This window comes from Xanthomonas sp. NCPPB 1068 (genome assembly GCF_041479385.2).
GTDB classification, from domain to species: Bacteria; Pseudomonadota; Gammaproteobacteria; order Xanthomonadales; family Xanthomonadaceae; genus Xanthomonas; species Xanthomonas cannabis.
Map to the genome: position 1 here is coordinate 2,774,339 of NZ_CM192986.1, position 23,329 is coordinate 2,797,667.

Sequence of the window (23,329 nt, forward strand, 5' to 3'; positions counted from 1 at the left end):
AAATGCATGTGGTGATGTAACTGCAAAAGCTCAGGCCTGCGCGCGGGATTCGCGCACCTGCCGCAACGCCTCGACGACCGAGGCCGGAACGAAGCCGGACACATCCCCGCCCAGACGCGCAATCTCGCGCACCAGCGACGAGGAAATGAAGCTGTATTGCTCGGCCGGGGTCAGGAACAGGGTTTCCACCTCCGGGATCAGATGGCGGTTCATGCTGGCCATCTGGAATTCGTATTCGAAGTCGGACACCGCACGCAGGCCGCGCAGCAGCACGCCGGCGCCCATGTCGCGCACGAAATGGGCAAGCAGGGTGTCGAACCCGCGCACCTCCACGTTGGCATGCGCGGCCAGGGCTTCCTGCGCCAGCGCCACGCGTTTTTCCAGCGGCAGTGCCGGGCCCTTGGACGGGCTGTAGGCAACTCCCACCACCACGCGTTCGAACAGCGGCGCGGCGCGGTTCACCAGGTCGATGTGGCCATTGGTGATCGGGTCGAAGGTACCGGGATAGACGGCGGTGCGGCTGTTGGCCACGCTCATACGGAAACTACCGGGGTCGGATCGCTCTTCAGTGTAGCAGTGGCCCGGCGGTACAGCGCATAGCGCACCTCCCGGGTGCCGCCCTCGCGGTGCAGGTGCCAGCCGGCAGGCAGCGGGGGCACGCCGTCGGCGGGTGCTTCCAGGTACAGCCAGGCCTCGGCGGCCAGATGCCGGGGCAAGCGGTCCAGCACGCCGGGCCACAGCCCGGCGGCGAACGGTGGGTCGACGAACACGATGTCGGCCTGGGCCGGCGGGGCGTGCTCCAGCCAGCGCAGCGCGTCGTCCTGCAGCACCTGCACCTGGCCGGCGGCATCCAGCTTGCGCACATGCTCGCGTAGCCGCTGCGCCAGGCCGGGGTCGCGCTCGATCAGGGTGGCATGCGCGGCGCCGCGCGAGACCGACTCCAGCCCCAGCGCGCCGGAGCCGGCGAACAGGTCCAGCACGCGCGCACCAGGCAGGCGCGGCATCAGCCAGTTGAACACGGTCTCGCGGACGCGGTCGCTGCTCGGGCGCAGGCCCGGCAGGTCGGGCACCGCCAGTCGCGTGTTGCGCCAGCGCCCGCCCACGATGCGCACCTGGCCTTCCGCGCCGCGCGGCGCCGGGCGCGCCGGGCGGCTCATCGCCGCGTACCCGGCGTGGGCAGGCAATGGCGGCGCAGGGATGGCACGAGTGGCGGCATGGGTCGGGGCGCGGTCAATGGCCGTCCATGATACCGCTGTGGCTGCCGTCCCCGCCCCGCCCTGCCCGCCGATGCACCACACATTCGGGCACGCCCGCCTTGAAAAAATCCGCCGACGGCCTCATCCCCCAGGCCATCGGCCGCGGTGCGGCCTGGACCACCATGGAGCACGACCCCAATGACCGTTGATACCGACAAGCAGACGCTGGGCTTCCAGACCGAGGTCAAGCAGCTGCTGCAGCTGATGATCCATTCGTTGTACTCGAACAAGGAAATCTTCCTGCGCGAGCTGGTCTCCAATGCCGCCGACGCCGCCGACAAGCTTCGCTTCGAAGCCTTGGTCAAGCCCGAGCTGCTGGAAGGCGGTAGCGACCTGCGCATCCGCGTCGACTACGACAAGGACGCGCGCACCGTCAGCATCGACGACAACGGCATCGGCATGAGCCGCGAGGATGCGGTGTCGCACCTGGGCACGATTGCAAAGTCCGGCACCGCCGATTTCCTCAAGCACCTGAGCGGCGACCAGAAGAAGGACGCCAACCTGATCGGCCAGTTCGGCGTGGGTTTCTACAGCGCCTTCATCGTCGCCGACCAGGTGGACGTGTATTCGCGCCGCGCCGGCCTGCCTGCCAACGAAGGCGTGCATTGGTCCTCGCGGGGCGAAGGCGAATTCGAAATCGCCAGCATCGACAAGCCCGAGCGCGGCACCCGTATCGTGCTGCACCTGAAGGAAGGCGAAGAGTCGTTCGCCGACGGCTGGACCCTGCGCAACATCCTCAAGAAGTATTCCGACCACATCGGCCTGCCGATCGAGATGCGCAAGGAGCACTACGGCGAAGAGGCCGACAAGCCCGCCGAACCCGAGTGGGAATCGGTCAACCGCGCCAGCGCGTTGTGGACGCGCCCCAAGTCCGAGATCAAGGACGAGGAGTACCAGGAGTTCTACAAGCACGTGGCGCACGACGCGGGCAACCCGCTGGCGTGGAGCCACAACAAGGTCGAGGGCAAGCTGGAATACACCTCGCTGCTGTTCGTGCCCGGCCGCGCCCCGTTCGACCTGTACCACCGCGACTCGGCCAAGGGCCTGAAGCTGTACGTGCAGCGCGTTTTCATCATGGACCAGGCCGAGCAGTTCCTGCCGCTGTATCTGCGCTTCATCAAGGGCGTGGTCGATTCGTCGGACCTGTCGCTCAATGTCTCGCGCGAGATCCTGCAATCCGGCCCGGTCGTGGATTCGATGAAGTCCGCATTGACCAAACGCTCGCTGGATATGCTGGAGAAGCTGGCCAAGGACAAGCCGGACGACTACGCGACGTTCTGGCGCAACTTCGGCCAGGCATTGAAAGAAGGCCCGGCCGAAGATTATGCAAACCGCGAAAAGATCGCCGGCCTGCTGCGCTTCTCCTCAACGCATGACACCACCGGCGCGCAGAGCGTGGGCCTGGCCGATTACGTGAGCCGTCTGGCCGAGGGCCAGGACAAGCTGTACTACCTCACCGGCGAAAGCTACGCGCAGATCAAGGACAGCCCGCACCTGGAAGTGTTCCGCAAGAAGGGCATCGAAGTGCTGCTGCTCACCGACCGCATCGACGAATGGCTGATGAGCTATCTCACCGAGTTCGACGGCAAGTCGTTCGTGGATGTGGCACGCGGCGACCTGGACCTGGGCAAGCTGGATTCGGAAGAAGACAAGAAGGCGCAGGAAGAAGTCGCCAAATCCAAGGAAGGCCTGGCCTCGCGCATCAAGGCCGCCCTGGGCGACGACGTGGCCGAAGTGCGCGTCTCGCACCGCCTGACCGATTCCCCGGCAATCCTGGCCATCGGCCAGGGCGACCTGGGCCTGCAGATGCGTCAGCTGCTGGAAGCCAGCGGCCAGGCCGTGCCGGAGTCCAAGCCGGTGTTCGAATTCAACCCGGCCCACCCGCTGATCGAAAAGCTGGATGCGGAAGCCGACATGGACCGCTTCGGCGATCTGAGCCGGGTGTTGTTCGACCAGGCTGCGCTAGCGGCGGGCGACAGCCTCAAGGATCCAGCTGGGTATGTGCGGCGGTTGAATAAGTTGTTGTTGGAGTTGTCGGCCTAAATCCGTTGTGGCGGTGGGGTAAACACACAAAGACCGGCGTCATCGCCGGTCTTTGTATTTGAGTGTCTACAGCAATCTCCATAGCAGATGGCGTCCTCCCGCGCTAATCCTTATCAGGACTGAGCCTCGTCACTGAGCGAGGCAGTTTCGACAAGCCACTGCTACTCGCGCGCCAAGCGCTGGACGCCAGGGTGATCAAGGCGTAGGCTCGCACGCGACTGCATGGATATAGCGTCAAACAGGAAGTGCTCCCGTCGACCAAGCCGACAGGAGATCTAAAGGCTCATATCAAAGGAAGATTGCATGGACAGCGTTTCTCAGGAAACTGATTCTGCATTACGTTCGTCGCACACGCGCCCTTGCAAAGTGACGACTGCGCTGCTCAGAGTTTTACTTTGCACAGCCACCTATATTGCATCAGCTCCCAACGAGCCAGTCTTGGCACAGGCGTTGCCGCCTGCTGAATTTTGCGTATCGGGAGGATGCTATCCGACGCAAGTGGAGGCACTGGCGGCGTTGGCGGCCAGTACGCGATACGCCGGCGTCGGACAGTATCTCCAACACACATTCACCTCTGTGACCAATCCGCTTACGGGGCAGCTTTCGCTACGTTACGACGTTTTGGATCGTCCAGCGAAACAAATTGCCGATCCAATCTATACGGTTGACATGGGTGTCCACGGCCAGGGCAATCCAGGCTGTGCCGCGCCGCAGGATCCAAATTATTCGACATATTGCACGAACGAGGGCGAACTAATTAGCGCTGCGTTAGCACATCTTCGCACTCGCATCAAAAGTGGATGCAGTCTCGACCTCGGAAAAACAACCCGCGACTACAACACCACCAACCTCGGCTTGAGCGGGAATGCCATCCGCTACGGTCAAAAAGACTTTAGCAGCGAGACCACTTGCACCGCATCCAATGGCACGGTGACGAAGGGAAAGCTTAATTGGTCGATCTACAAGCGACGCCTGATTTCGTGTGAGTCCGGACTTTCCCCCAACTTCGGCGGCGGCTGGACCGATAGCGAGCTTCCGCAAGCACTGATGTGCGGGTCGAGCGCGGATTTCTCGTTCATGTCTGCCAGAGCGGGCCAGATATCGAGTTGCTCCACCGCAAACCCCTGTCACCCCACCACTGGTGACAAGACGCGGACCGAAACCGACTTCATGTTCGCGGGGAGACCCTTTTCCAGGTACTACCACTCACTCGCTCAATTCCGCGACCGCGACAACCCTTTTGCGGTTGGCTGGTCGCATAGCTACAGCGACTATCTGGTTTCAACAGACACGTACTCCCCCGTCTTGATCGATGCGGAGGGGAACTACGAAAATTTCGTCAAAGTATATGGAAACATCTATCGAGGAGCGAACTCGAATCGCATTATGATTTATCTGAATACGCCAGAGGCGCAGTATCGCCTCTTTGGGGCTTCTGGTGAGATTCGGGACTTCAACCGTGACGGTGCGCTGCTATCCGTACGAAATCCGGCAACCCCTTCTAACGACGTCACACTCTCTTACACCGAAGAACAATTGATATCGGCGACCGACGCGTCCGGCAGAAAAATCCAATTTAACTACGCACTTGATCGCCTACGATCCATCACACTTCCCGACGGAAGCCTGATCAATTATGACTATGATCGCGACTCAAACCTTACCGCAGCAGATTATGGCGATGGCAGCGTAAAGCGCTATCACTATCACGAGCAAGGTCTTGCCGACCCTAAATTGATACATCACCTCACAGGCATCACATCAGAAGATGGGCGTCGCTACGGCACGTTCAATTACGAGCCCCATGGCCGCGTCATTGGTAGTGCTTTGGAGTCCGGAAGTGAACAAGTGGACGCCGTCTCGCTCAGCTACGATAGCTCAACGACAACCAGCGTGACCTATGCGCTTGGCGAAAAGAAGATATTCAGTGCAGGATCCGGCCTGTATCGATCGCTGGAGAACCTCGCCAGTGAAGCTGGAAACGACAAGAATACTTACCTAGCCGACGGACGCTTGCAATCGAAAACCGATCGCGCGGGAACCGTCACGAAGTACGAGTACCAGCCGACATATCTATCCGCAATCGTCAAGGCGGCGGGTACCGCACAGCAACAACGCGAGGAGTTCGTTCGCGATGTCGCCAAAAACACACTGCTCGAACACAGGATTTACGACCCCAAAGGCAAGTTACGCCGGTCCAACGTTCTTACCTACAATGGACGTGGCCAGCAAATTGCCCGGACACAAACAGACGCTGTCACCGGCGTAGTGAGAACCTCACGCAATGAATACTGCGAACAAGCAGCTCTCGATGCGGGTAGCTGCCCCATCCTGGGACTGATCACACTGTCCGATGGTGCCCGCACGGATGTACCGGATACGACTGCCTACACCTACTACGGAAGCGACGATAGTTCGTGCGCTGGAGCGCCCACAACTTGCCCGCACCGCAGAGGCGATCTTTGGAAAGCCACCAATGCACTTGGACAGGTGACCGAGTATCTCGCCTACGATGGCGCAGGCCGTCCGCTTTCCATCAAAGATGCAAACGGCAACATCACCGACTACAGCTACCACCGTCGCGGCTGGCTGACCGCGGCCAAAGTGCGCGGAGCCGATCCAGCGAGCGACCTGGACGACCTTATCACACGCATCGATTACTGGCCCACCGGCCTGATCAAGCAAGTCACGCAACCTGACGGCGGATTCACTACCTTCACATATGACGGTGCGCATCGCCCGACCGATATTGCCGACAATGCCGGCAACACGCTGCACTACACCCTGGATAACGCCGGAAACCGGATCAAGGAAGACACTCGGGATGTCGCCGGAACGCTGAAACGTACGTTATCGCGCGTCTACAATCAGCTTGGGCAACTCAAGACCCAAGCGACGGCTGCAAGCGATCCAACCGACTTTGCTTATGATGCGAAAGGCAACACCGTCGCAGTGAACGACGCGTTGGGTACCGCCACGCTGAGCGAGTATGACCCGCTGAACAGGCTCGCACGCAGCTTGCAGGACGCCAGCGGCATCAAGGCCGAAACCAAATTTACTTACGACTACCAAGGCAACGTGGCCAAGGTCAGCGATCCAAAGGGATTGGGCACCACGTACGAGTACAACGGGTTTGGCGACCTGACAAAACTGGCCAGTCCAGATACCGGCGTCACCGCTTACACCTACGACAGCGCCGGCAACCGCGCCACTCAGACCGATGCGCGTGGGGTTATCACGACTTACGGCTATGACGCGCTCAATCGCCTCACCAAGCTGACATATCCAAAGCCAACCGACGGCCTGGATATCAGTTACGCCTACGACGTTGTGCCGACGGTCTGTGCGGCCGGCGAAGCGTTTGTTGTCGGCCGCCTGTCGCGCATGAGCGATGCCAGTGGCACCACCGAATATTGCTATAACGCGTTTGGCGATGTTACCCGCAAGGTGCAGACCAGCAATGGCAAAGTACTAGTGCTGCGTTACGACTACACGGTCGGAGGGCAGCTGCGGCGCATGACCTATCCGGATGGCGCGGTGGTCGATTACCTGCGCAACGCGCAAGGCCAGACCACCGAAGTTGGCGTTACCCCGGCCGGTGGCAGCCGTCAGGTACTGCTGAGCAACGCCAGCTACTATCCGTTCGGCCCGGCCGCCGGCTGGACCTACGGCAATGGCCGCACCCTCGCCCGCCGGTACGATCTGGACTATCGCCCGCAAGCGATCCAGGACACCCGCCCCGGCGGACTGGAAGTGGGCTTCGGCTTCGATCCTGTCGGCAATCTCACCGCGCTCACCCCAGCAGGCAATCCCACACCAGAGATCGGCCTGGGCTACGACACCCTTGGCCGCCTCACCGCCCTCACGGACGGTACCACTGGAACAGTCATCGACGGCTATAGCTATGACGCCACCGGCAATCGCCTCAGCGCCAAGGTCGGCGGCGTGACACAGGCTTACACCTATCCGGCGACCAATCATCGCCTGAGTGCGGTAGCAAGCGTGGCGCGCACTTACGACAAAACGGGAAAAACGCTGACGATCGGCGGCAAAGCGAGGGAGTTCTCCTACGATGCATCCGGCCGCATGAGCATGGCCAAGCGCGCAGGCGCGCTGGTGATGAACTACCGCTACAACGGCCGTGGCGAGCAGGTGCGCCGCTTCCTCGGCACCACCAATACCTACACGCTCTACGATGAAGCCGGCCACTGGCTAGGCGACTACGACAACAACGGCGCGCCCAAGCAACAGGCGCTCTGGCTGGACGATCTACCGGTCGGCCTGCTGGCTAACGCCAACACCCTGCACTACATCGAACCCGATCACCTGGGCAGCCCGCGCGTGGTGATCGACCCAACCCGCGATGTGGCCGTGTGGACATGGAGCTTGAAGGGCGAAGCCTTCGGCAACACCGCACCGAATCAGGATCCTGATGGAGATGGTGCAGCGCTGGTGTTGGATATGCGCTTCCCGGGGCAGCGGTTTGACGCGGCGAGCGGGTTGAATCAGAACTACTTCCGGGACTACGACGCTGCAACCGGGCGCTATGGACAGAGTGATCCAATTGGTTTAGCCGGTGGCAGCGCAACTTTTTCTTACGTCAGCTCCGATCCGTATAAATTCTCGGATTCGCTCGGACTAATAAATGACAACCAGCTACCAAGTCAATCTCAAATACAAAAAGATTATCAAGACCAACGGCGGAAACAACTTTCAATGTCTCAGCTGACGCAAACGTATCAGGAAATGCTTAAGAAGAATGTAAGAGGGACAGATCAATTCTTCCATTGCTTAGCCGCATGCAAAGCCACCAAAGCTTCGGGCGATTCGCAAATGGTTCTGGATCAAATGCAAAATAAGGAAATTCGTGATTTCGCACTCAATCTTGTCGGAAAGTACGGAGACCGCGAACTCTCGATCGATGAAATGCTTAGTGACAACGCGGCAGACATGGCTGTAAACAAAATTGGGGCCACCTGCCCAGCAGGCGCCGACTGCAGCTCCAGATGTTCCCCATTGCTGGATAATCTGCCATTAGCACGCAGAAAATTTATGCTCGAATACCGCCCTGATTGGGGAAAATAAGTTGAAACTCATTTATCTAGCCATCGCCATTTTAATCACTTTAAGCGCTTGTGAGAAAGGGGTTAATTTCAAGAATTATCCTACATATAAAGATGCCTTAGAGGATGGAGCTATCGAAAAGGGCTGGATACCAGAATTTCTACCAAAGAGCTCTACAAATATTTATGAGAACCATGATGTAGACGTAAATCAGATTGCCGTAAAGTTTTCATCAAAAGACACTACATTCCTCTCAAAGCTAAAAATAATAGAGAAAGGAATGTATGAGGACGCCTTGCTGCTTATTCGCTCAACAGAACTTCCAGAAGCAAAGAAAACAAAACTATATTTTTATTATCTTAGGTGTACTCAAGAAGGGCCAGGAATATTAGCAACGGATGGCGATGGATTATTTTATTATATTGAACCAGCCGGAATGCCGTTTACTTCAAAATGCACGTCCAGTTAAATCTATCGACGTTAGTTTCTGAGGAAAGCAAAAACCATATATTAATATTATGGCATACCGACCAGCCACCTACAAAAACCATAAGACCAAGCCGCAAATGTCGTCATGACCGAGGCCAGTAGCGCCCCCTTGCGTCTTGCTGAGCAACGCACGTTACTGCCCGCCGTTGGATCTACCACCAACACCTACACGCTCTACGATGAAGCCGGCCACTGGCTGGGCGACTACGACAACAACGGCGCGCCCAAGCAGCAGGCTATCTGGCAGGACGATCTACCGGTCGTCCTGCTCGCCAACGCCAACAAACTGCACTACATCGAACCGGACCACTTGGGCAGCCCGCGCGTGGTGATCGACCCCACCCCCGATGTAGCGGTGTGGACATGGAGCTTGAAGGGCGAAGCCTTCGGCACACCGCGCCGAATCAGGATCCGGATGGCGATGGGGCTGCGCTGTTGTTGGATATGCGGTTTCCGGGGCAGCGCTTCGATGCGGCGAGTGGGTTGAATCAGAACTACTTCCGGGACTATGAGGCGGCTACCGGACGGTATGGACAGAGTGATCCGAGTGGATTTAACGGAGGGATGGGCACTTACGTTTATAGCCTCTCAAGTCCATTCCGTTGGTCGGACAAATTTGGCCTGCTTCCAGGTGATTGTTACAGGACAGAAAATTTGGCAGCAGCTCAGGCGCTTAAGGACATCCTACCGGCATCGATAAAAGAAGATATGGAATACCGTGGCTGGGTGTATCAAAAACCGAACGGGTACTATAATTACACGGCGCCACGACGCGGTCTGACATCTTCAGTGAACCCTGGCCCGCGGCCAGATGGAGCAACTGGCGCGTACCACACGCACGGAGATGTAACTCCCGGCTATGTGGGGGAAGCGTTCTCAAAGGCTGACACAAGAATACCCTATGGGGATGCCGCCTACTTAGGAACACCCTCGGGCAAGTTATTGAGATTTTCCACTTCAGGTTCGCCTTACAGTGATCTCCCTGACGCGATTCCGAGCTCCGGCTGTGGATGTGACGGCAACAACAATAAGCTCCTGGAATTCCTCAGCAATGCGCTCGGATGGCAATTATGAAATTCAAATTCTTCATGCTATTTTTATCTTTATTCTTCGCCGGAATTTCTAACACCGAAGCCAATGATGCAGAGACCATTAAATCGATTGAAGTGGCGAGCAAAGATTTTCAACGTCGGATAATAGCCATGTATCCGCACAGTGGCGAATATTCATCACTAAGAGACCTCGAATCTTACTCCATGGGAATTGCTGAAACACCTTCAACAGTAGTAGTCGTCTTTCTAGTGGATAGGCGCTTAGGAATCATAGGCGGCGGCGGAGAATACACGCTCAGCAAAAAGGACGCGAAAATTATAAAATTTAAGGGGTACGAATAAATTTATACCGCACTGCTGCTTTCTGAGGTTTCGTAGATGATCGTCGTACGATTAAAATTCATTCACTGCGACACTTACGCCGACTCAAGCACCCAACACCCAAACGCCGGCCCTGCCGAATAACCGGTTTCCGGTTCGATGCGGATCTGCAGGGTGGTGCGGCCTGCTACCGCTGCGGGTAGGGCGTAGTCCACGTCGACGAAATCCAGGCCGCGGTTGCCGTCGAGGCGTTCGTTGGCGATGAGTTCGCTGTCGGCGAGGATGCGGAAGCGGCGGCGGGTTTCGTCACCCCAGTAGCGCAGGCGCAGAATGCGCGCCTGTGCGGTGTTGCGCACGGTGAAGGCGATGAAGCCGCCGGTGCGGGCGTCGCGGCCGGCGCGGCGGCGGTAGCTCAGTGCGTAGGAGCTTTCGCTGGTGAGTGCGTGGGCTTTTTCGGAAGTGTCTTCGCCAAGCGCAACGTGGTCGAGCGCGCGGGTATCCAGGGCTTTTTGCTGTTGCGCGTTGGCGGCCTGTTCGGCCTGGCGTTGCTGCCAGGCGGCGGCGTCGCGATGCTCCAGGTACACCGCGCTGCGGCGGTCGAACTGGGCGTAGAACGGCGAGAAATGCCATTGCTGGGCGCCGTCGGCATATGCGTAATGGCCGTGTGCCGGCAGTGGTTGCAGGCGTTGCAGTACCTCATCACCGCCGACCAGTGCGGGGGTCTTGGTGCTCCAGGGCTTTGCGGCGTCGCCAAGATCGGCGGCGAGCACCAGCGGGCCGCGCATGAGCGCCACCCAAGCCGGGTCGTCCGCCGTGGGTTCCAGGCGCAACGGCATGTCCAGCTGCAGGGACACGTTGTCGCCAGCCTTCCACGCCCGCGTGATGCGCAGGTAGCCGTCCACCGGCTGCAGGGTTTGCAGCTCACCGTTGATCTGCAGCGTGGGCGCGCTGGCCCAGCCGGGCATGCGCAAGGCCAGCGTGCGTGCCTCCGCTGGCGCGGCGTCGATGCGCAGTGCCACCTGGCCTTGCTCGGGCAGCGTGCTGTGCAAGGTCAATGCGAAGCCAGCGGCATCGCGCACCGTGGAGGGCACATATAGATTGACGTAGACGCCCTGCCCGTCTTCCCAGTAGATCGAGTCGCCGAACTGCGCGTGCGCTTCCATGCCGCTGCCGACGCAACACCAGAAATCGTCGAACGGCGACGACCAGCCGCGCGCCTCGCCGGCCAGCAGCGGTGTCATGTAGGTGAACATGCCGGTGCGCGGGTGCTGCTGCGCCATCACGTGGTTGAGCAGGGTGCGCTCGTAGTAGTCGAAGAACGCCGCCTGCAGCCCCCATTGATACAGATGCCGGGTGAGCTTGAGCATGTTGTAGCTGGCGCAATGCTCGCAGGTCTGCTCGGTGACGAATTTCGAGATGCTGTCCGGCTGCTGGAAGTATTCTCGGTCGCCATTACCGCCGATCACATAGGTGTGGTGGTCGGTGACGGTGTGCCAGAAGAAGCGCACTGCGGCGCCAGATGCGGCATCGCCGGTGACTTCGTACTCGCGTGCCAAGCCGATCAGTTTGGGGATGTTGGTGTTGGAATGCTGGTGGACCAGCTCGTCGCGTTGGGCGATGAGTGGGTCGAGAACGGCGTGATGATGCAGGCGTTGCGCCAGCGCCAACCATTGCGCGTCGCCGGTTTGCACATGCAGTTCGACGAACGATTCGTTGAGGCCGCCGAATTCGCACGACAACACCTTCTGCAATTGCGGGTCGTCGAGCGCGGAGAAGATGCCCTGCAGATACCCGGCCAGACCGACTGCCACCTGCAGCGCTTGCGCGTTGTCGCAATGCGCATGCACGTCCAGCAAACCCGCGAATAATTTGTGCCAGGTGTACAGCGGCGCCCAGCTACCGTTGAGATAGAACGGCGCCGGGTCGATCTTGCCGCGCTTGAGTTCGTCGAAGACCGCACGCCCGCTTTCGATCTGCCCTGCCGGGTTCTTGCGGGTGAAGCCGGCCACGTAGCCATCGCCGGCATGCGCCTGGCAGCGGGCCAGTTCGCTGACGATATAGGCAGCGCGCGTGCGGCATTGCGCATCGCCGGTCTGCGCATGCATCAGCGCCAGTGCGCTGAGGTAGTGGCCGAGCGTGTGCCCGGCGATGGTGTCCGCTTCCCAGCCGCCATAGGCCGGCGCCTTGGGATCGAGGCCGGCGTACAGCACGAAGTTGTGCAGCAGGCGGTCCGGCTGCAGGCGCATCAGATAACGGCGGTTGGTATTGAGCGCATCCAGGAACAACGACGGCGTGAGCCTGACCTGGGCCAGCGGCACCGCGCGCACGCTGCCCGGCTGCGCAGCGCTGGCCTGGGCCGGAAACCGCAGGAAGCCTGCGGCAACCGCCAGGCTGCTCCAGGCCAGAAAACGCCGCCGCGACATATTCAGTGCGTGGGCGTCAATTGATTCGCTCGCAGGCATCTCCGTCATGGGCTCAGCTTAGCTCCTGTCGGCACGCACGGACTGCGCGCACCATTGCAACAAAGGGCTGTGCAGCCGCGCAACTACTCGCGCCTGCACAGGTGTGACTCACGCGACCGACTAGCCCCGGACACACTGCATGGCGACGACACCGCCGCACTCAAAACTTCACCGTCGCGCGCGCCCAGTAGAACCGACCCAGCAGATCGTAGGTCGCCACGTCGGTGTTCGCATTACCCACGTTGTTGGAGTAATACAGCGGCGGCTGCTTGTTGGCGATGTTGTCCACGCCCACTTCAAGGCGCGTGTGCCACGGCTCCACGTTGTAGCCAAGCTGCAGGTTGTTGTAGACGTAGGCGCCGATGTTGCGCACCACCATCGGCTCGCTGGAGTCGGCCGACAGGCTCTGGTCCGGATCCGAATTGCCGATGGCGGTGTGCCCCACATAGCGGATGCGCCAGGTGGCGCTCCAGTCGTCCAGTGACCAGCTCAGCGTACCCAATGCACGCCAGCGCGGGAAGTTGCCGTAGGCCTGGGTGTAGCGGCCCACGTTGTGGATGGTGACCGAGCTGGGGTCGGTGGTGTCGGGCAGCACGTCGTAACGGGTGAGATAGGTGCCGTTGAGGCCGGCGGTGACATTGCCCCAGGCAGTTGCCGGCAAGCGATAGGTCAGGTTGAAATCCATGCCCTTGGCCCAGAGCTTGCCCAGGTTGACGGTTGGTTCGGCGATGTAATTGATGGTGCCGTTGCCGTTGCGATGGATCAGCGGGCAGAACGTGCTGGCCGGGTTGGCGAAGCATTGATTGAGCACGGTCTGCGCGGACACCGTGGTGATGGTGTCTTCCAGGTCGATGCGCCACCAGTCCGCGCTCAGCGACAGGCCGTCGATCCATTGCGGGTCATACACGAACCCCACATCGTACGACTTGCCGGTTTCCGGCTTGAGCTGGTAACCCGCCACCGCCGCACCGGACACCTTGCCAGACACCTGCCCGTCCGATTGCTGGTAGCTGCCATCGGTGGGCACGTTGGCGCAGGCCACGGTGTTGCCGCCGGTGTAGCCATTGCAGGGGTCGTTGACGGTCGCCGCATCGCCGGCCACGCCGGCATACAGTTCGTTGATGTTGGGCGCGCGGAACACCTGCGACACGGTGCCGCGCAGCAGCAGGTTTTCGATCGGGCGATACTCTAGCGATACCTTGCTATTGGTCTTGCTGCCCACCGAGCTGTAGTCGGAAAAACGCGTACCCACGGTGACGTTCAACGCGTTGATGCCGGGCAGATCCTTGAGCAGCGGGAACAGCGCTTCGGCATAGGCTTCCTTGACATCGAAACTGCCGCTCAGGGTGGACGAGCAGAACTCGATCACCCCGCACAGGCCGTTTTCATCGCCGGTCCATAGCGGGTCCGAGGCTGTGGTGGAGCGCTCCTTACGGTAGGAAATGCCGGCCGCCAGGCTGGCCGCCCCGGCAGGCAAGTCGAACAGGGTGCCGTTGGCATTGGCCTCGAACTGCTTGACCGTGTACACGCTGGTGACGATGGGATTGACCACCATGCCTTGCAACGTGGCCAGGTTGGCGCTGTCGTTGAGGTTGAAGAAATTCAGCGGCGTGCAGCCGGCAATCGCTGCGCCGGCGCTGCCGCACCTGACCGCACCATCGCTGTCCAGGAACGACGGGCCGATGGCCTGATTGAACGCGGCATAGTCGAGAAAGCCGTTGTTGATCGACTTCTGCTTGACCTTGCCGTAGTTGAAGGTGGCATCCCATTGCCAGGAGCTGTCGCCGAAGCGGCCGCGCAGGCCGGGGCTGATCTGGAAGTTGTAGGTGTCGTATTGGTAGCTGCGATTGCCCAGCACGGTGGCGCGCGTGTTGAGGTCGTTGTAGGAGGTGCCGGTGCTGCGGTCGGTGCCGAAGTTCACGCCGAACGGGTTGTAGTAACTCTGCGCCGACACCAGGATGTTGTCGCCGTTGGAGAAGATCGGAATCGGCGCAATGATCGAGGCCGATTCGGTTTTACTGAACCAGGTATTGACGTAGCCCTCGATGCTGTCGCTGAAGCGATAAGTGCCCAGCAGGAAGGCATTGGTGCGCTTTTGCGGCGTTTGCAGCAGGTTGAACGGCTGGTAGTTGTAGGAGTCTGCGCTGGCGCTGTAGCAATGGAAATCGCCCGGGCCGGCGCGCCCGCTGACGCCGCTGTTGAGGGTGACGCGCCCGCAGCCATTGGACTGGGCGAGCAGCAGCGATTGCTCCGAGCCATCGTTGAAGTTGACCGTGCCGGTGGGCGTGGCGGACGAGCCCTGCTTCACCGGTTGGCCATTGGTCAAGGCGAGCGCGTCCCTGGAGTAATCGCGCGCCGCTGCCGACACCGGGTCGATGTTGTGATATGACAAGCCGCCGATCAGGCTGCCGCGCTCCCAGGTCTTGCCGGTGGTCAGGGTGAAGTTGCGGCGGTTGCCATCACCTTCGCTGCTGGTGCCGAAGTCGCTGCTGAACTGCACGCCGTCGAAGCGCGTGCGCAGGATGAAATTGACCACGCCACCGATCGCATCGGAACCGTACACCGCAGACGCACCGTCGCTGAGCACTTCGATCCGCTCGATCATGCTGGACGGAATGGCGTTGACGTCGTTGTAGGCCAGCCGGATGCCGTTGACCAGCACCAGCGTGCGTTTGTCGCCCAGGCCGCGCAGCGAAATGGCGGATGCACCGGTGCCGCCGCCGTTGTTGGTATACGGATTGGTGGCGTTGCCGGCGATGGAGGGCAGCTCCTGCAACAGATCGCCAACGGTCGCCTTGCCGGTGGCGGCGATCTGTTCCTGGCTGACGGTGACGACCGGGTTGGCGGTTTCGGTATCCACGCGGCGCAGGCGCGAGCCGGTGACCACCACGCTGTCCAGGGTCTGCGTCGCATCGCCCGCGGTCGCCTGCTGTGCAGACACCGGCGCGACCGCACCTGCCGACAGCGCGAGAAACAGCGCGGTGGTGAGCATGCTCGGCAATGGCCGCACGGTGGCGCCGCAGGTGCGGGAGGGAGGCAACGGCAACATCGGCATGCAAGGCTCCTGAGTCGTACAGCAGGCGAACGATGGGCAACACACGCCCGTGCCGGCGTACAGCGGCGCAGGTCGAGGTGATTGGCAGACGCATGACGCAACGAAACCGCTGCTCACGCCCGTATTGCAGACACGCGGACAACCTGCGGCACAGGCGATCGAAAGACCGCGCTGCAACGCGTGTTGTCAGGAAGAATTTGATTCCGCACTGAAGGCGCCCATGCGCTCCAGTTTCATCAGCTGGTCACAATGTGCCTGTGCGCACGCGCCACGTCTTGTCGCATTTGGCGACAGCGCATGCGGAAAACAGCATGGTTTCTGCAAGGTGCCAGCACACCCAGCGTGCTCTACTGCTTGCGCGCGATTGCCGGCACAAGCGCGGCCGCACAGTCAGCAGCGAACACGCGCGGTCACCTCATCGACAGGGTTGCGGTTCGAAGTTGTGGCCGTTGGTGTTCCAGTTTCGATCCAGACCACCGCTGCCCTTGTAGGCGTAACAGGTCGCAGCGGGGCCTACCAACGGCGTTGCGCCCTGGATGGCGACCTCGTAGGGAAACGTGGTTGCCCTCTTGCCGGCCAGTTGTTCTTCCCCGGTGGGCACCACCGAGTAGCGATACGGCGTTGCGGTCACGACCAGGAAGTAGCTGGTGCCGCTTGCGGCCTGCAGCGGAAACGTGACGGTGGCAGAAGCAGTGCCTTCTACTGCGGCCAGCGGCGCATAGTGCGGATGCGACTGGGCATCCAGTGCCAGCACGGTAAACCGCCACGATGCCTGATCGGCAGTGGTCCTGCCCTTCAAGCTGACCGCAATCGACGTTGCAGCGGCGTCCGGCGTGAGCGGAATCACATGCGTGCCGTAGATATTCAGCGGGCGCTCCGGCAACGACGCGTAACTGCCGCGCATGGCCAACGGCTTGAGCGGGACATACCGCTTGCCGGCGGCATTACCGTTGCCGATATCGAGCATTGCCTTCTGGCTTGCGAAGTCGAACGCTGCCAGACGTGCGCCATAACGCCCCACCATCTCCGCGAACGAGCGGTATCCGTTCGGAAACTGCCCGCCTTGCTGCCCCAGACGCACCAGCGTCTGTACCGGCGTTTCGAGCGTGTCGCCTGCGGCGTTGCGCTGATTCTTCAACCACATGTTCCAGACCAACGGCCGGGTGGCATCGTTCTCGTCCAGATACATCAGAAACGGGTGCGCGCCGTAACGGCTTTGCGGAAAGAACGGGCCGTTTTCCAGATTCGAGTAGTAGTACGACAGCCACTGATCGTCCATGCGCGTGGTCTGGTAGGCGCTCCAGTTGGCGTTGGTTTCCCAGAACCACCCCGCCGCCTGCAGGTTGCGATAGCCGCCGCTGTAATACTGGATCACATGGATGAATTCATGCGCCATCGAAAATGACCCATAGCCCAGCGCCCAGGCCGTGACACCCATGGATTGACCACCGGCTGCGCCACAGTCGGTGAGATCGCCGCCTTGCACATAGGGCAACCCGGTGGCGCACAGGTACACATTGATGCGCTTTGGCTGGGCGGCGTCGGCATACGGCATCGGCGCGTTGAGCACCTGTGCATTCATCTCCCAGACCCGCTCCAGCCACGCCGCACTTTGCGTCACGAAATCGTCCCAGGCGATCCCCCGGCTGGCCACATCGCGGTAGCTCTCACCTTTGCGATCGACGCCGTACCAGAATACAAAATGCTGTGTCTCGTATTTCTTCGCCGAGCCATTTACCAGCATTGCCGGCGTGATGGTGTCGGGTGCGGGCGCGGTGGCATAGCTGCGCGTGTCCTTGCGCACCGGGTGTGCCTTGGCCAGGTTGGCGACATAGCGCAGGTCGGCATCGCCAAACGAGTTGAGTTGGTATCGCCGGCGACAGCCATCGGATGACTCCAGCAGGACCGTACGCCGCGACTGTGCAGAAGCCTCGCCGACGGCGATGACCAACCTGGCATCGAAGGGCTGGCCCTGGGCGACACCGGCATTGTTCGGCTTTCCGGCGTCGGGCTGGATGTTGTTGGGTGTCCAGGTGCGCAGTGGCTCTGCACTGCCCCAGGGATAGCGCTGTGAAAGGCTTTGGCAACCCACTGTCTCTGCGGCCAACGCCAGGCCAGGCAGGGATGCAGCCAGGACAGCGCCAAGCATCCATCGGGGCACACGGGTGTGCGATGTTTTCATCGGCTCGCTCTCCAAAACGAAGCGCGCCGTCATGGGCGCTTACCTGATCGAAATAAGTCGTCGGCCATGAGACCGACCTTGGGGCCGGCGTGCGTTGCCAACCAGCCGGCAGAATGTTGACCTTGCATGCCCGACGCATGGACGCATCGCTTCGACGCGGTGTCGGCGTCTGCGTGCAGGGGCTGCGTCATTGCGCTGGCACCGCAGACACGCGATTCCACTCCGGCGTTGGCGATTGCTGCATCCAGCGCAGGAAGAAATCCAGCAGACGGCGCTTGCCGTAGGTGCCGCCGGCACCATGATCGCCGCCCGGCACGACCAGCAGATCGAAGTCCTTGCCGGCCTTGATCAGGCGGTCGGCCACCTGGAAGGTGCTTGCCGGGTCGACATTCATGTCCATGTCGCCGGTGACCAGCAGCAGATGCCCTTGCAGGCGCGCGGCATTGTCCACGTTCGACGATTCGCTGTACCACGGTCCCACCGGCCAGCCCATCCACTGCTCGTTCCACCAGATCTTGTCCATGCGGTTGTCGTGGCAGCCGGAATTGGCCACGCCTGCCATGTAGAACTCCGGATGGAACAGCAGCGCCGCCAATGCGTTCTGCCCGCCGGCGGAGGTGCCATACACACCGACACCGCCGCCGATGTCGTACCACGGGTACTGCGCCGCGGCGGCTTGATGCCAGGCGATGCGGTCCGGCAAGCCGGCGTCCTTGAGATTGCGCCAGGCCACATCGTGAAAGGCGCGCGAGCGGTTGTTGGTGCCCATGCCATCGATGGACGCCACCGCAAACCCCAGCCCGGTGAGTGCCGGCGTGGCGGTGGTGAAACTCTTCGGCACGAACGAGCCCTGCGGGCCTGCGTAGATGTCTTCGATAACGCGGTAGCGCTGCTGCGGATCGAACTGCTGCGGGCGCTGGATCACGCCCCAGATCTCGGTCTTGCCATCGCGCCCGGTGCTATGGAACGGCAGCGGCGCTTGCCAGCCGGCCGCCAGCAGGCGACTCAGATCGGTGCGCTCCACGGTGCGTGCCAGGCTGCCATCTGCGCTGCGCCGCAGCTCCAGTACCGGGCCCAGGTCCACGCGCGAGTAAAGATCAAGTAGCCACATTCCATCCGGTGAATAGTGCACTTCATGATCGGCAGCCAACGGCGTCAATGCGGTGAGCCCGCTGCCATCCAGGCCAATGCGATACGCGTGGCGGTAGTACGGGTCTTCGCCGGGCTGCATACCGGAGGCGGTGAAGTACACCTGCCCCGTGGCCTCGTCGACGCGATCGAGCTTGCGCACCACCCAGTCGCCGCGGGTGATCTGGCGGATCACCTCGCCGCGGCGGCCGTCGTACAGGTACAGATGCTCCCAGCCGTCGCGCTCGGAGGCCCACACCACCTGCGCACCGTCGGCCAGATCGCGGCGCGCATGCTTGCCGCCGTCTTCATGCTCGCCGCTGAGCTCGGAGTATTCGATGAAGGTGGGCGATGTTTCTTCGATGAGCGTACGCGCGGCGGCCGTGCGGGCGTCCACTTCGATCACCCGATACAGTTGGTGCCCGCGTGCGTTGTATTCGAAGGTGAAGCCGCGGCTGTCCTTCCACCAGACCATCTCGCTCAAGGTGAAGGCATTGGGCAGCAAGGTCATCGCCACCGGATGCGCCGCGTGCGTGGCGATGTCGAACAGCACCGGCTGCATCACCGGCAGTTCGTCACCGGGCTTGGGGTAGACCTGTTGGTGCAACTTGGGCTGCAGCTGATCGGGCGGTGCGGATTCGATGTAATACACCATCCGCGGCGGTGGCGCCTTGACCCGATACGCCGCCAGATGCTGCGAATCCGGTGACCACACCACACTGTCGAGTGCGTAGTAGTCCTGCGCATTGCCGTCGCGGGTGAGCACGCTGCGCTCACTACTGCCGACCGGTGCGATCACCAGATTGGCCTGCTCCACCCAGGCGCGCCAACGGCCATCCGGCGACACCTTGGCCTGCTGCTCGCCCTGTATGAGCGGCAGGCGCATGTCCATCGATTCGGCCGGCAGGTCGCGTTCGGGTACATGCGCGCAGCGATAGCGCTGCAGATCGCAGTGCCAGCCCAGACCGGTCAGTTGGAAGCGCAAGCGCTGCTGCTCTAGTGTTGGCTTTGAGAGCATCAACGAGGAGGCATCGACATTTTGTGCGCCGGCCCGTGTCAGCGCAGACGCCAGGCGCGCATGATCGAATGCCAGCGTGTTGCGGCCGTTGGTGGCATCCACCAATCGGTACTCGATCGCCGGTGCCCGATCGGCGCGTGCCACGCCACGCCTATACAAAAAATGTGAATCATCGATCCATACCGGCTCGCTGGGTTGGTGATCGACCAACGACGCATAGTGCCCGGCCAATCCCAAGGCCTGTGTGTACTGCGCGGTCGTGGGCGGTGGCGGCGCGGCGCTGATGACGCCCGGCCAACACACGATGCTGATGCACCACGCGACGATTGAGGTACGAAGATGTGACGAAAGGTGCACGCGTATTCTCTTGAAGGACGGGCCAGAAGCCACTTGTATTCAGGTTGCAGCATCGGCAGCGCCGACACCGGGACATGCTTCGCTTTGACGGCCACAACCTTCCATTCCTGCAAGGCGTGCGCGCATCGTGGGTGCTGCGCATCGGCGAGGCGCACCGATTGCAGCGCCTGTGGTCGGGCATATCGGGAAGGTCAGCAGTTGTGCCAATCGTGCAATGCTGCACCACACGGCGGCGCAGCACTGCCGGGCTGGCGCGCGGTGCCCTGCCTCAGCCGTACCACGCCTTCACCCTGACCGTTGCCGCGCGTGCGGGCAGCGCCACGCGGTCGGCATGCGGACCTTGCAGGCGCGCCGGTGTGTCGTCGAGGAGCACGCGCTGCAGGCGCGTGCCCGCCGGTGCACGTAGGGTCAGCCAGGTGCGTTTGGGTGCGCGCACGGGTAACTGCACCTCTGCATCGATACGCCGCGCGGCCACATCGGTCCGCAGGCTCAGCGTGACCATGCCCCAGCGCGTGGGCGCCGCGGTGATGCCGACGTGTGCACCACTGCCCAGCCACGCACGTGGCAGCGCGCGGGCAAGGAACAGCTGCTCGCCCGCGCTGTCGTCGCTGACCAGCATCCAGCGCAGCAGCAGCGGAATGGTCATTTGCGCCGGCATGCAGAACAACGGCATGCCACCGGTGATGCCACTGACCTCGCCTGCCGTCCAGCTGCCGCGCGTGTGCACCTGGTAGCGGTGGGCATAGACGAACAGCAGGTACTCCTCGATGCGATCCAGCCGCAGCAGCTGCTGCGCATAGCCGTAGGAAATGAAACCGAGCAGATCGCGGCTGCCCGGTTCCGGCGGCGCGATATTGGCCACCACGCCGATGCTGGTACCGCCATGGCCGCGCAGGCAATCGACCACCAGGTTGGCCAGATCGTCCGGCAGTACGTCGGCCTGCAGCAGCTCCGCATAGGCACGATGCGGCCATTGCTGTTCGCTGGGTTTTTCCTGCAGCAGCGATTGGCGGAAGGTCAGTGTGGTGCCGGGCAACGGGCCCACGTACGGTGGCGAGAGGTCGCGGCGCACGTTGGCACGCAGGCTGGCTTCCAGGCGCGCGCGCAGTTGCCTGGCGCGGCGCTGCCACTGTGTTGCCTGGCCAACATCGCCGCCGAGTGTGCTCCACACCTGCGCGATGTCTTCCCAACCGCGGATCGTCAGCGCGCTGTTGGCGTAATACGGCTTCCACCACACTGATGGATCGGGAAACAGGCAGGCATCGGATTCGTTCCAGCCATGTAGCAGGCCATGCCCGTGCGCGATGCGCGGCAATGCCAGCGCCTGGTCGTGGAGATCGCACAGCACCTGCGCGGTGGCGGCAATCTTGGGCAACAAGCGCCGCAGCCGTGGCGCATCGCCGGTGTAGCGCAGGTAGCGCGCCAGCAGCGACAAGGTCAGCCCGAATTGGCCGACCTCGGGCCCACGCATGTTCGGCAAGCCATTGTCCTGCACGAAATCGTCGAAGTAGTTGTCGAGCACCGCCGCCGCCTGCGCAAAGCGGCCCCACTCCAGGTTGGCGTAGAACGAACTGGTAAATGTGTCCTGGAAACCATCGTATTCGTTGCCGTAGTAGTCGCGCTCCACGGCGCCGTACTTGGGGTAATCGCCGCCAGGGCGCACCACAAGCTCGCGCGCGAACGCAAACTGCGCCATGTCGTTCCAGCTGTTATCGGGCAGTTGCGCCTGTACCGTGCCATCCAATGCCTGTTGCCAGTACGCCGCAAAATCGATCAGCGCCGCGTAGAACTGTTCGGCAGTGGCGGCGCTGCGCGATGGCGCAAATTCGGGATAGCTGTGGGTGTAGTGCACCGCGACGATGGTGCCGGCCTGCACCTTCATCGTGCGGTGCCAGGTCTGCACCACGAAGCGATCAGTGGCGCGCACATCGGCAAACACCAGCACGTCGTACCAGGCATCGGGCTCGCCTTCGCGGCGCATCACCTTGCGCACCGCCGGCATCCAGCCACCTAGCATGCCTTCTTCGCGGCGCTTGATCAGCGCTTCCTCGCCCAGCTCGGTGAAGGCATGTTCCGGACGCGAGGTGCGGCTGCGGCCGTTGGGCAGGATGGGCATGGTGTCCAGGCTTTCGCGCGTGCCGACAAAGGTGGTCCACGGCCAGCGGCCGCCGTTGTCTTTGGGGTCGAGCAGGGACGCGGGCGGCGGCGCCACATCGCGCACCTGTGCCTCGTCCGGGTCGCCATCGCGCAACAGGCGGTCGGCGAGCAGATCGGCCTCGGCCATCGCCACCTCGGCCAGCGGTATGCCGAAGTAGGGCTTGCCCTCGGCCGGATAGGCCGGCTCGGTGCGTTTGTCCAGGCGCAGCATGCCGCTGTCGGTCCACAACGTCAGCGCACCCTGTGGGTCGTCGAGATGCTCGTAGACGGTCCAGTCCTGCTGCAGGTGCCGAACACTGCAGAGCTTGCTGCCCACGTGCGCTGCGGAGGGCAGCGGCTCCAGCCGCGGCGGTGCAGGCGGAGGAGGCAACGGTGCAGCCGAGGGGACGGCCTGCGCCGCCAGCGCTGCGCCGGTGCCGAGTGCCGCGGTTGCGGACACGCCCTGCCGCAGAAAGCTTCTCCGATCCATCGTCGCGCCCTTGAGTGATCAACCCGCATCGTGCGCGCGCCGCCCCTCGGCGTCTTGTGGCACAGGTCGGATGCGCGTGCGGAACTCTGCACACCGCCCGATGCACGGCAGGGCCGCGCAGGCGCTTGCCGATGCAGGGCGTTGCAGTGCGCACAGGACGATGGCGCTGTCGCAGGATCTGAGGCGCTGCTGCAGCACGCTGGCCTGGCTGCGACGCTGCACGCCCTGTTTGCCAGTGGTGCCACCGAAGGGCGTCTCGCTTCGCCTGGCGATCGA

Annotated in this window: 11 protein-coding genes and 1 pseudogene; 5 read left to right on the forward strand and 7 right to left on the reverse strand. The window is 61.9% G+C overall.

All coding sequences use genetic code 11. The features are described 5' to 3' along the window. Positions 1 to 30 precede the first annotated feature (30 nt). A complete protein-coding gene (coaD, locus tag ACCQ12_RS11810) occupies positions 31 to 537 on the reverse strand; it encodes a pantetheine-phosphate adenylyltransferase (RefSeq protein ID WP_039410764.1) in 507 nt (168 codons plus the stop codon). After that, positions 534 to 1,157: a 16S rRNA (guanine(966)-N(2))-methyltransferase RsmD gene (rsmD, locus tag ACCQ12_RS11815; protein WP_372381786.1), complete on the reverse strand. Its 624-nt coding sequence runs from the start codon at positions 1,155 to 1,157 to the stop codon at positions 534 to 536. The genes coaD and rsmD overlap by 4 nt, the downstream gene beginning before the upstream one ends. Before the next feature lie 237 nt (positions 1,158 to 1,394). On the opposite strand from rsmD, the gene htpG reads away from it, so the two are divergent. The 5 genes and pseudogenes from htpG (at position 1,395) to ACCQ12_RS11840 (ending at position 10,246) form a co-directional block, all read left to right on the forward strand. Next, positions 1,395 to 3,299 carry a molecular chaperone HtpG gene (htpG, locus tag ACCQ12_RS11820; protein WP_372381787.1) on the forward strand — a complete coding sequence of 635 codons (1,905 nt, stop codon included), beginning with the start codon at positions 1,395 to 1,397 and terminating at the stop codon, positions 3,297 to 3,299. Positions 3,300 to 3,602: 303 nt separating this feature from the next. After that, positions 3,603 to 8,384 (forward strand): RHS repeat-associated core domain-containing protein, encoded by a 4,782-nt coding sequence (locus ACCQ12_RS11825; protein WP_372381788.1) that lies wholly within the window; start codon positions 3,603 to 3,605, stop codon positions 8,382 to 8,384. Between the two features lies 1 nt (position 8,385). Then, a complete protein-coding gene (locus ACCQ12_RS11830; protein WP_372381789.1) occupies positions 8,386 to 8,832 on the forward strand; it encodes a YbbD-related protein in 447 nt (148 codons plus the stop codon). A 174-nt stretch (positions 8,833 to 9,006) separates the two neighbouring features. Further along, a pseudogene (locus tag ACCQ12_RS11835) lies at positions 9,007 to 9,926 on the forward strand (DUF4329 domain-containing protein); the annotation flags it as partial. Beyond that, positions 9,923 to 10,246, forward strand: coding sequence for a hypothetical protein (locus ACCQ12_RS11840; protein WP_372381790.1), 324 nt, complete (start codon positions 9,923 to 9,925; stop codon positions 10,244 to 10,246). The pseudogene ACCQ12_RS11835 and the gene ACCQ12_RS11840, both read left to right, overlap by 4 nt. Positions 10,247 to 10,320: 74 nt before the next feature. On the opposite strand, the gene ACCQ12_RS11845 is transcribed toward ACCQ12_RS11840, so the two are convergent. The 5 genes from ACCQ12_RS11845 to ACCQ12_RS11865 form a co-directional block, all read right to left on the reverse strand. Further along, positions 10,321 to 12,696 (reverse strand): beta-L-arabinofuranosidase domain-containing protein, encoded by a 2,376-nt coding sequence (locus tag ACCQ12_RS11845; protein ID WP_372381791.1) that lies wholly within the window; start codon positions 12,694 to 12,696, stop codon positions 10,321 to 10,323. A 151-nt stretch (positions 12,697 to 12,847) separates the two neighbouring features. Then, positions 12,848 to 15,742: a TonB-dependent receptor gene (locus ACCQ12_RS11850; protein WP_372381792.1), complete on the reverse strand. Its 2,895-nt coding sequence runs from the start codon at positions 15,740 to 15,742 to the stop codon at positions 12,848 to 12,850. 415 nt (positions 15,743 to 16,157) lie between these two features. After that, positions 16,158 to 17,924 carry a DUF6055 domain-containing protein gene (locus ACCQ12_RS11855; RefSeq protein ID WP_372381793.1) on the reverse strand — a complete coding sequence of 589 codons (1,767 nt, stop codon included), beginning with the start codon at positions 17,922 to 17,924 and terminating at the stop codon, positions 16,158 to 16,160. A gap of 187 nt (positions 17,925 to 18,111) precedes the next feature. Beyond that, positions 18,112 to 20,373 carry a S9 family peptidase gene (locus ACCQ12_RS11860; protein WP_372381794.1) on the reverse strand — a complete coding sequence of 754 codons (2,262 nt, stop codon included), beginning with the start codon at positions 20,371 to 20,373 and terminating at the stop codon, positions 18,112 to 18,114. A gap of 322 nt (positions 20,374 to 20,695) precedes the next feature. Further along, positions 20,696 to 23,053 (reverse strand): Tat pathway signal protein, encoded by a 2,358-nt coding sequence (locus ACCQ12_RS11865; protein WP_372381795.1) that lies wholly within the window; start codon positions 23,051 to 23,053, stop codon positions 20,696 to 20,698. Between the last annotated feature and the right edge of the window lie 276 nt (positions 23,054 to 23,329).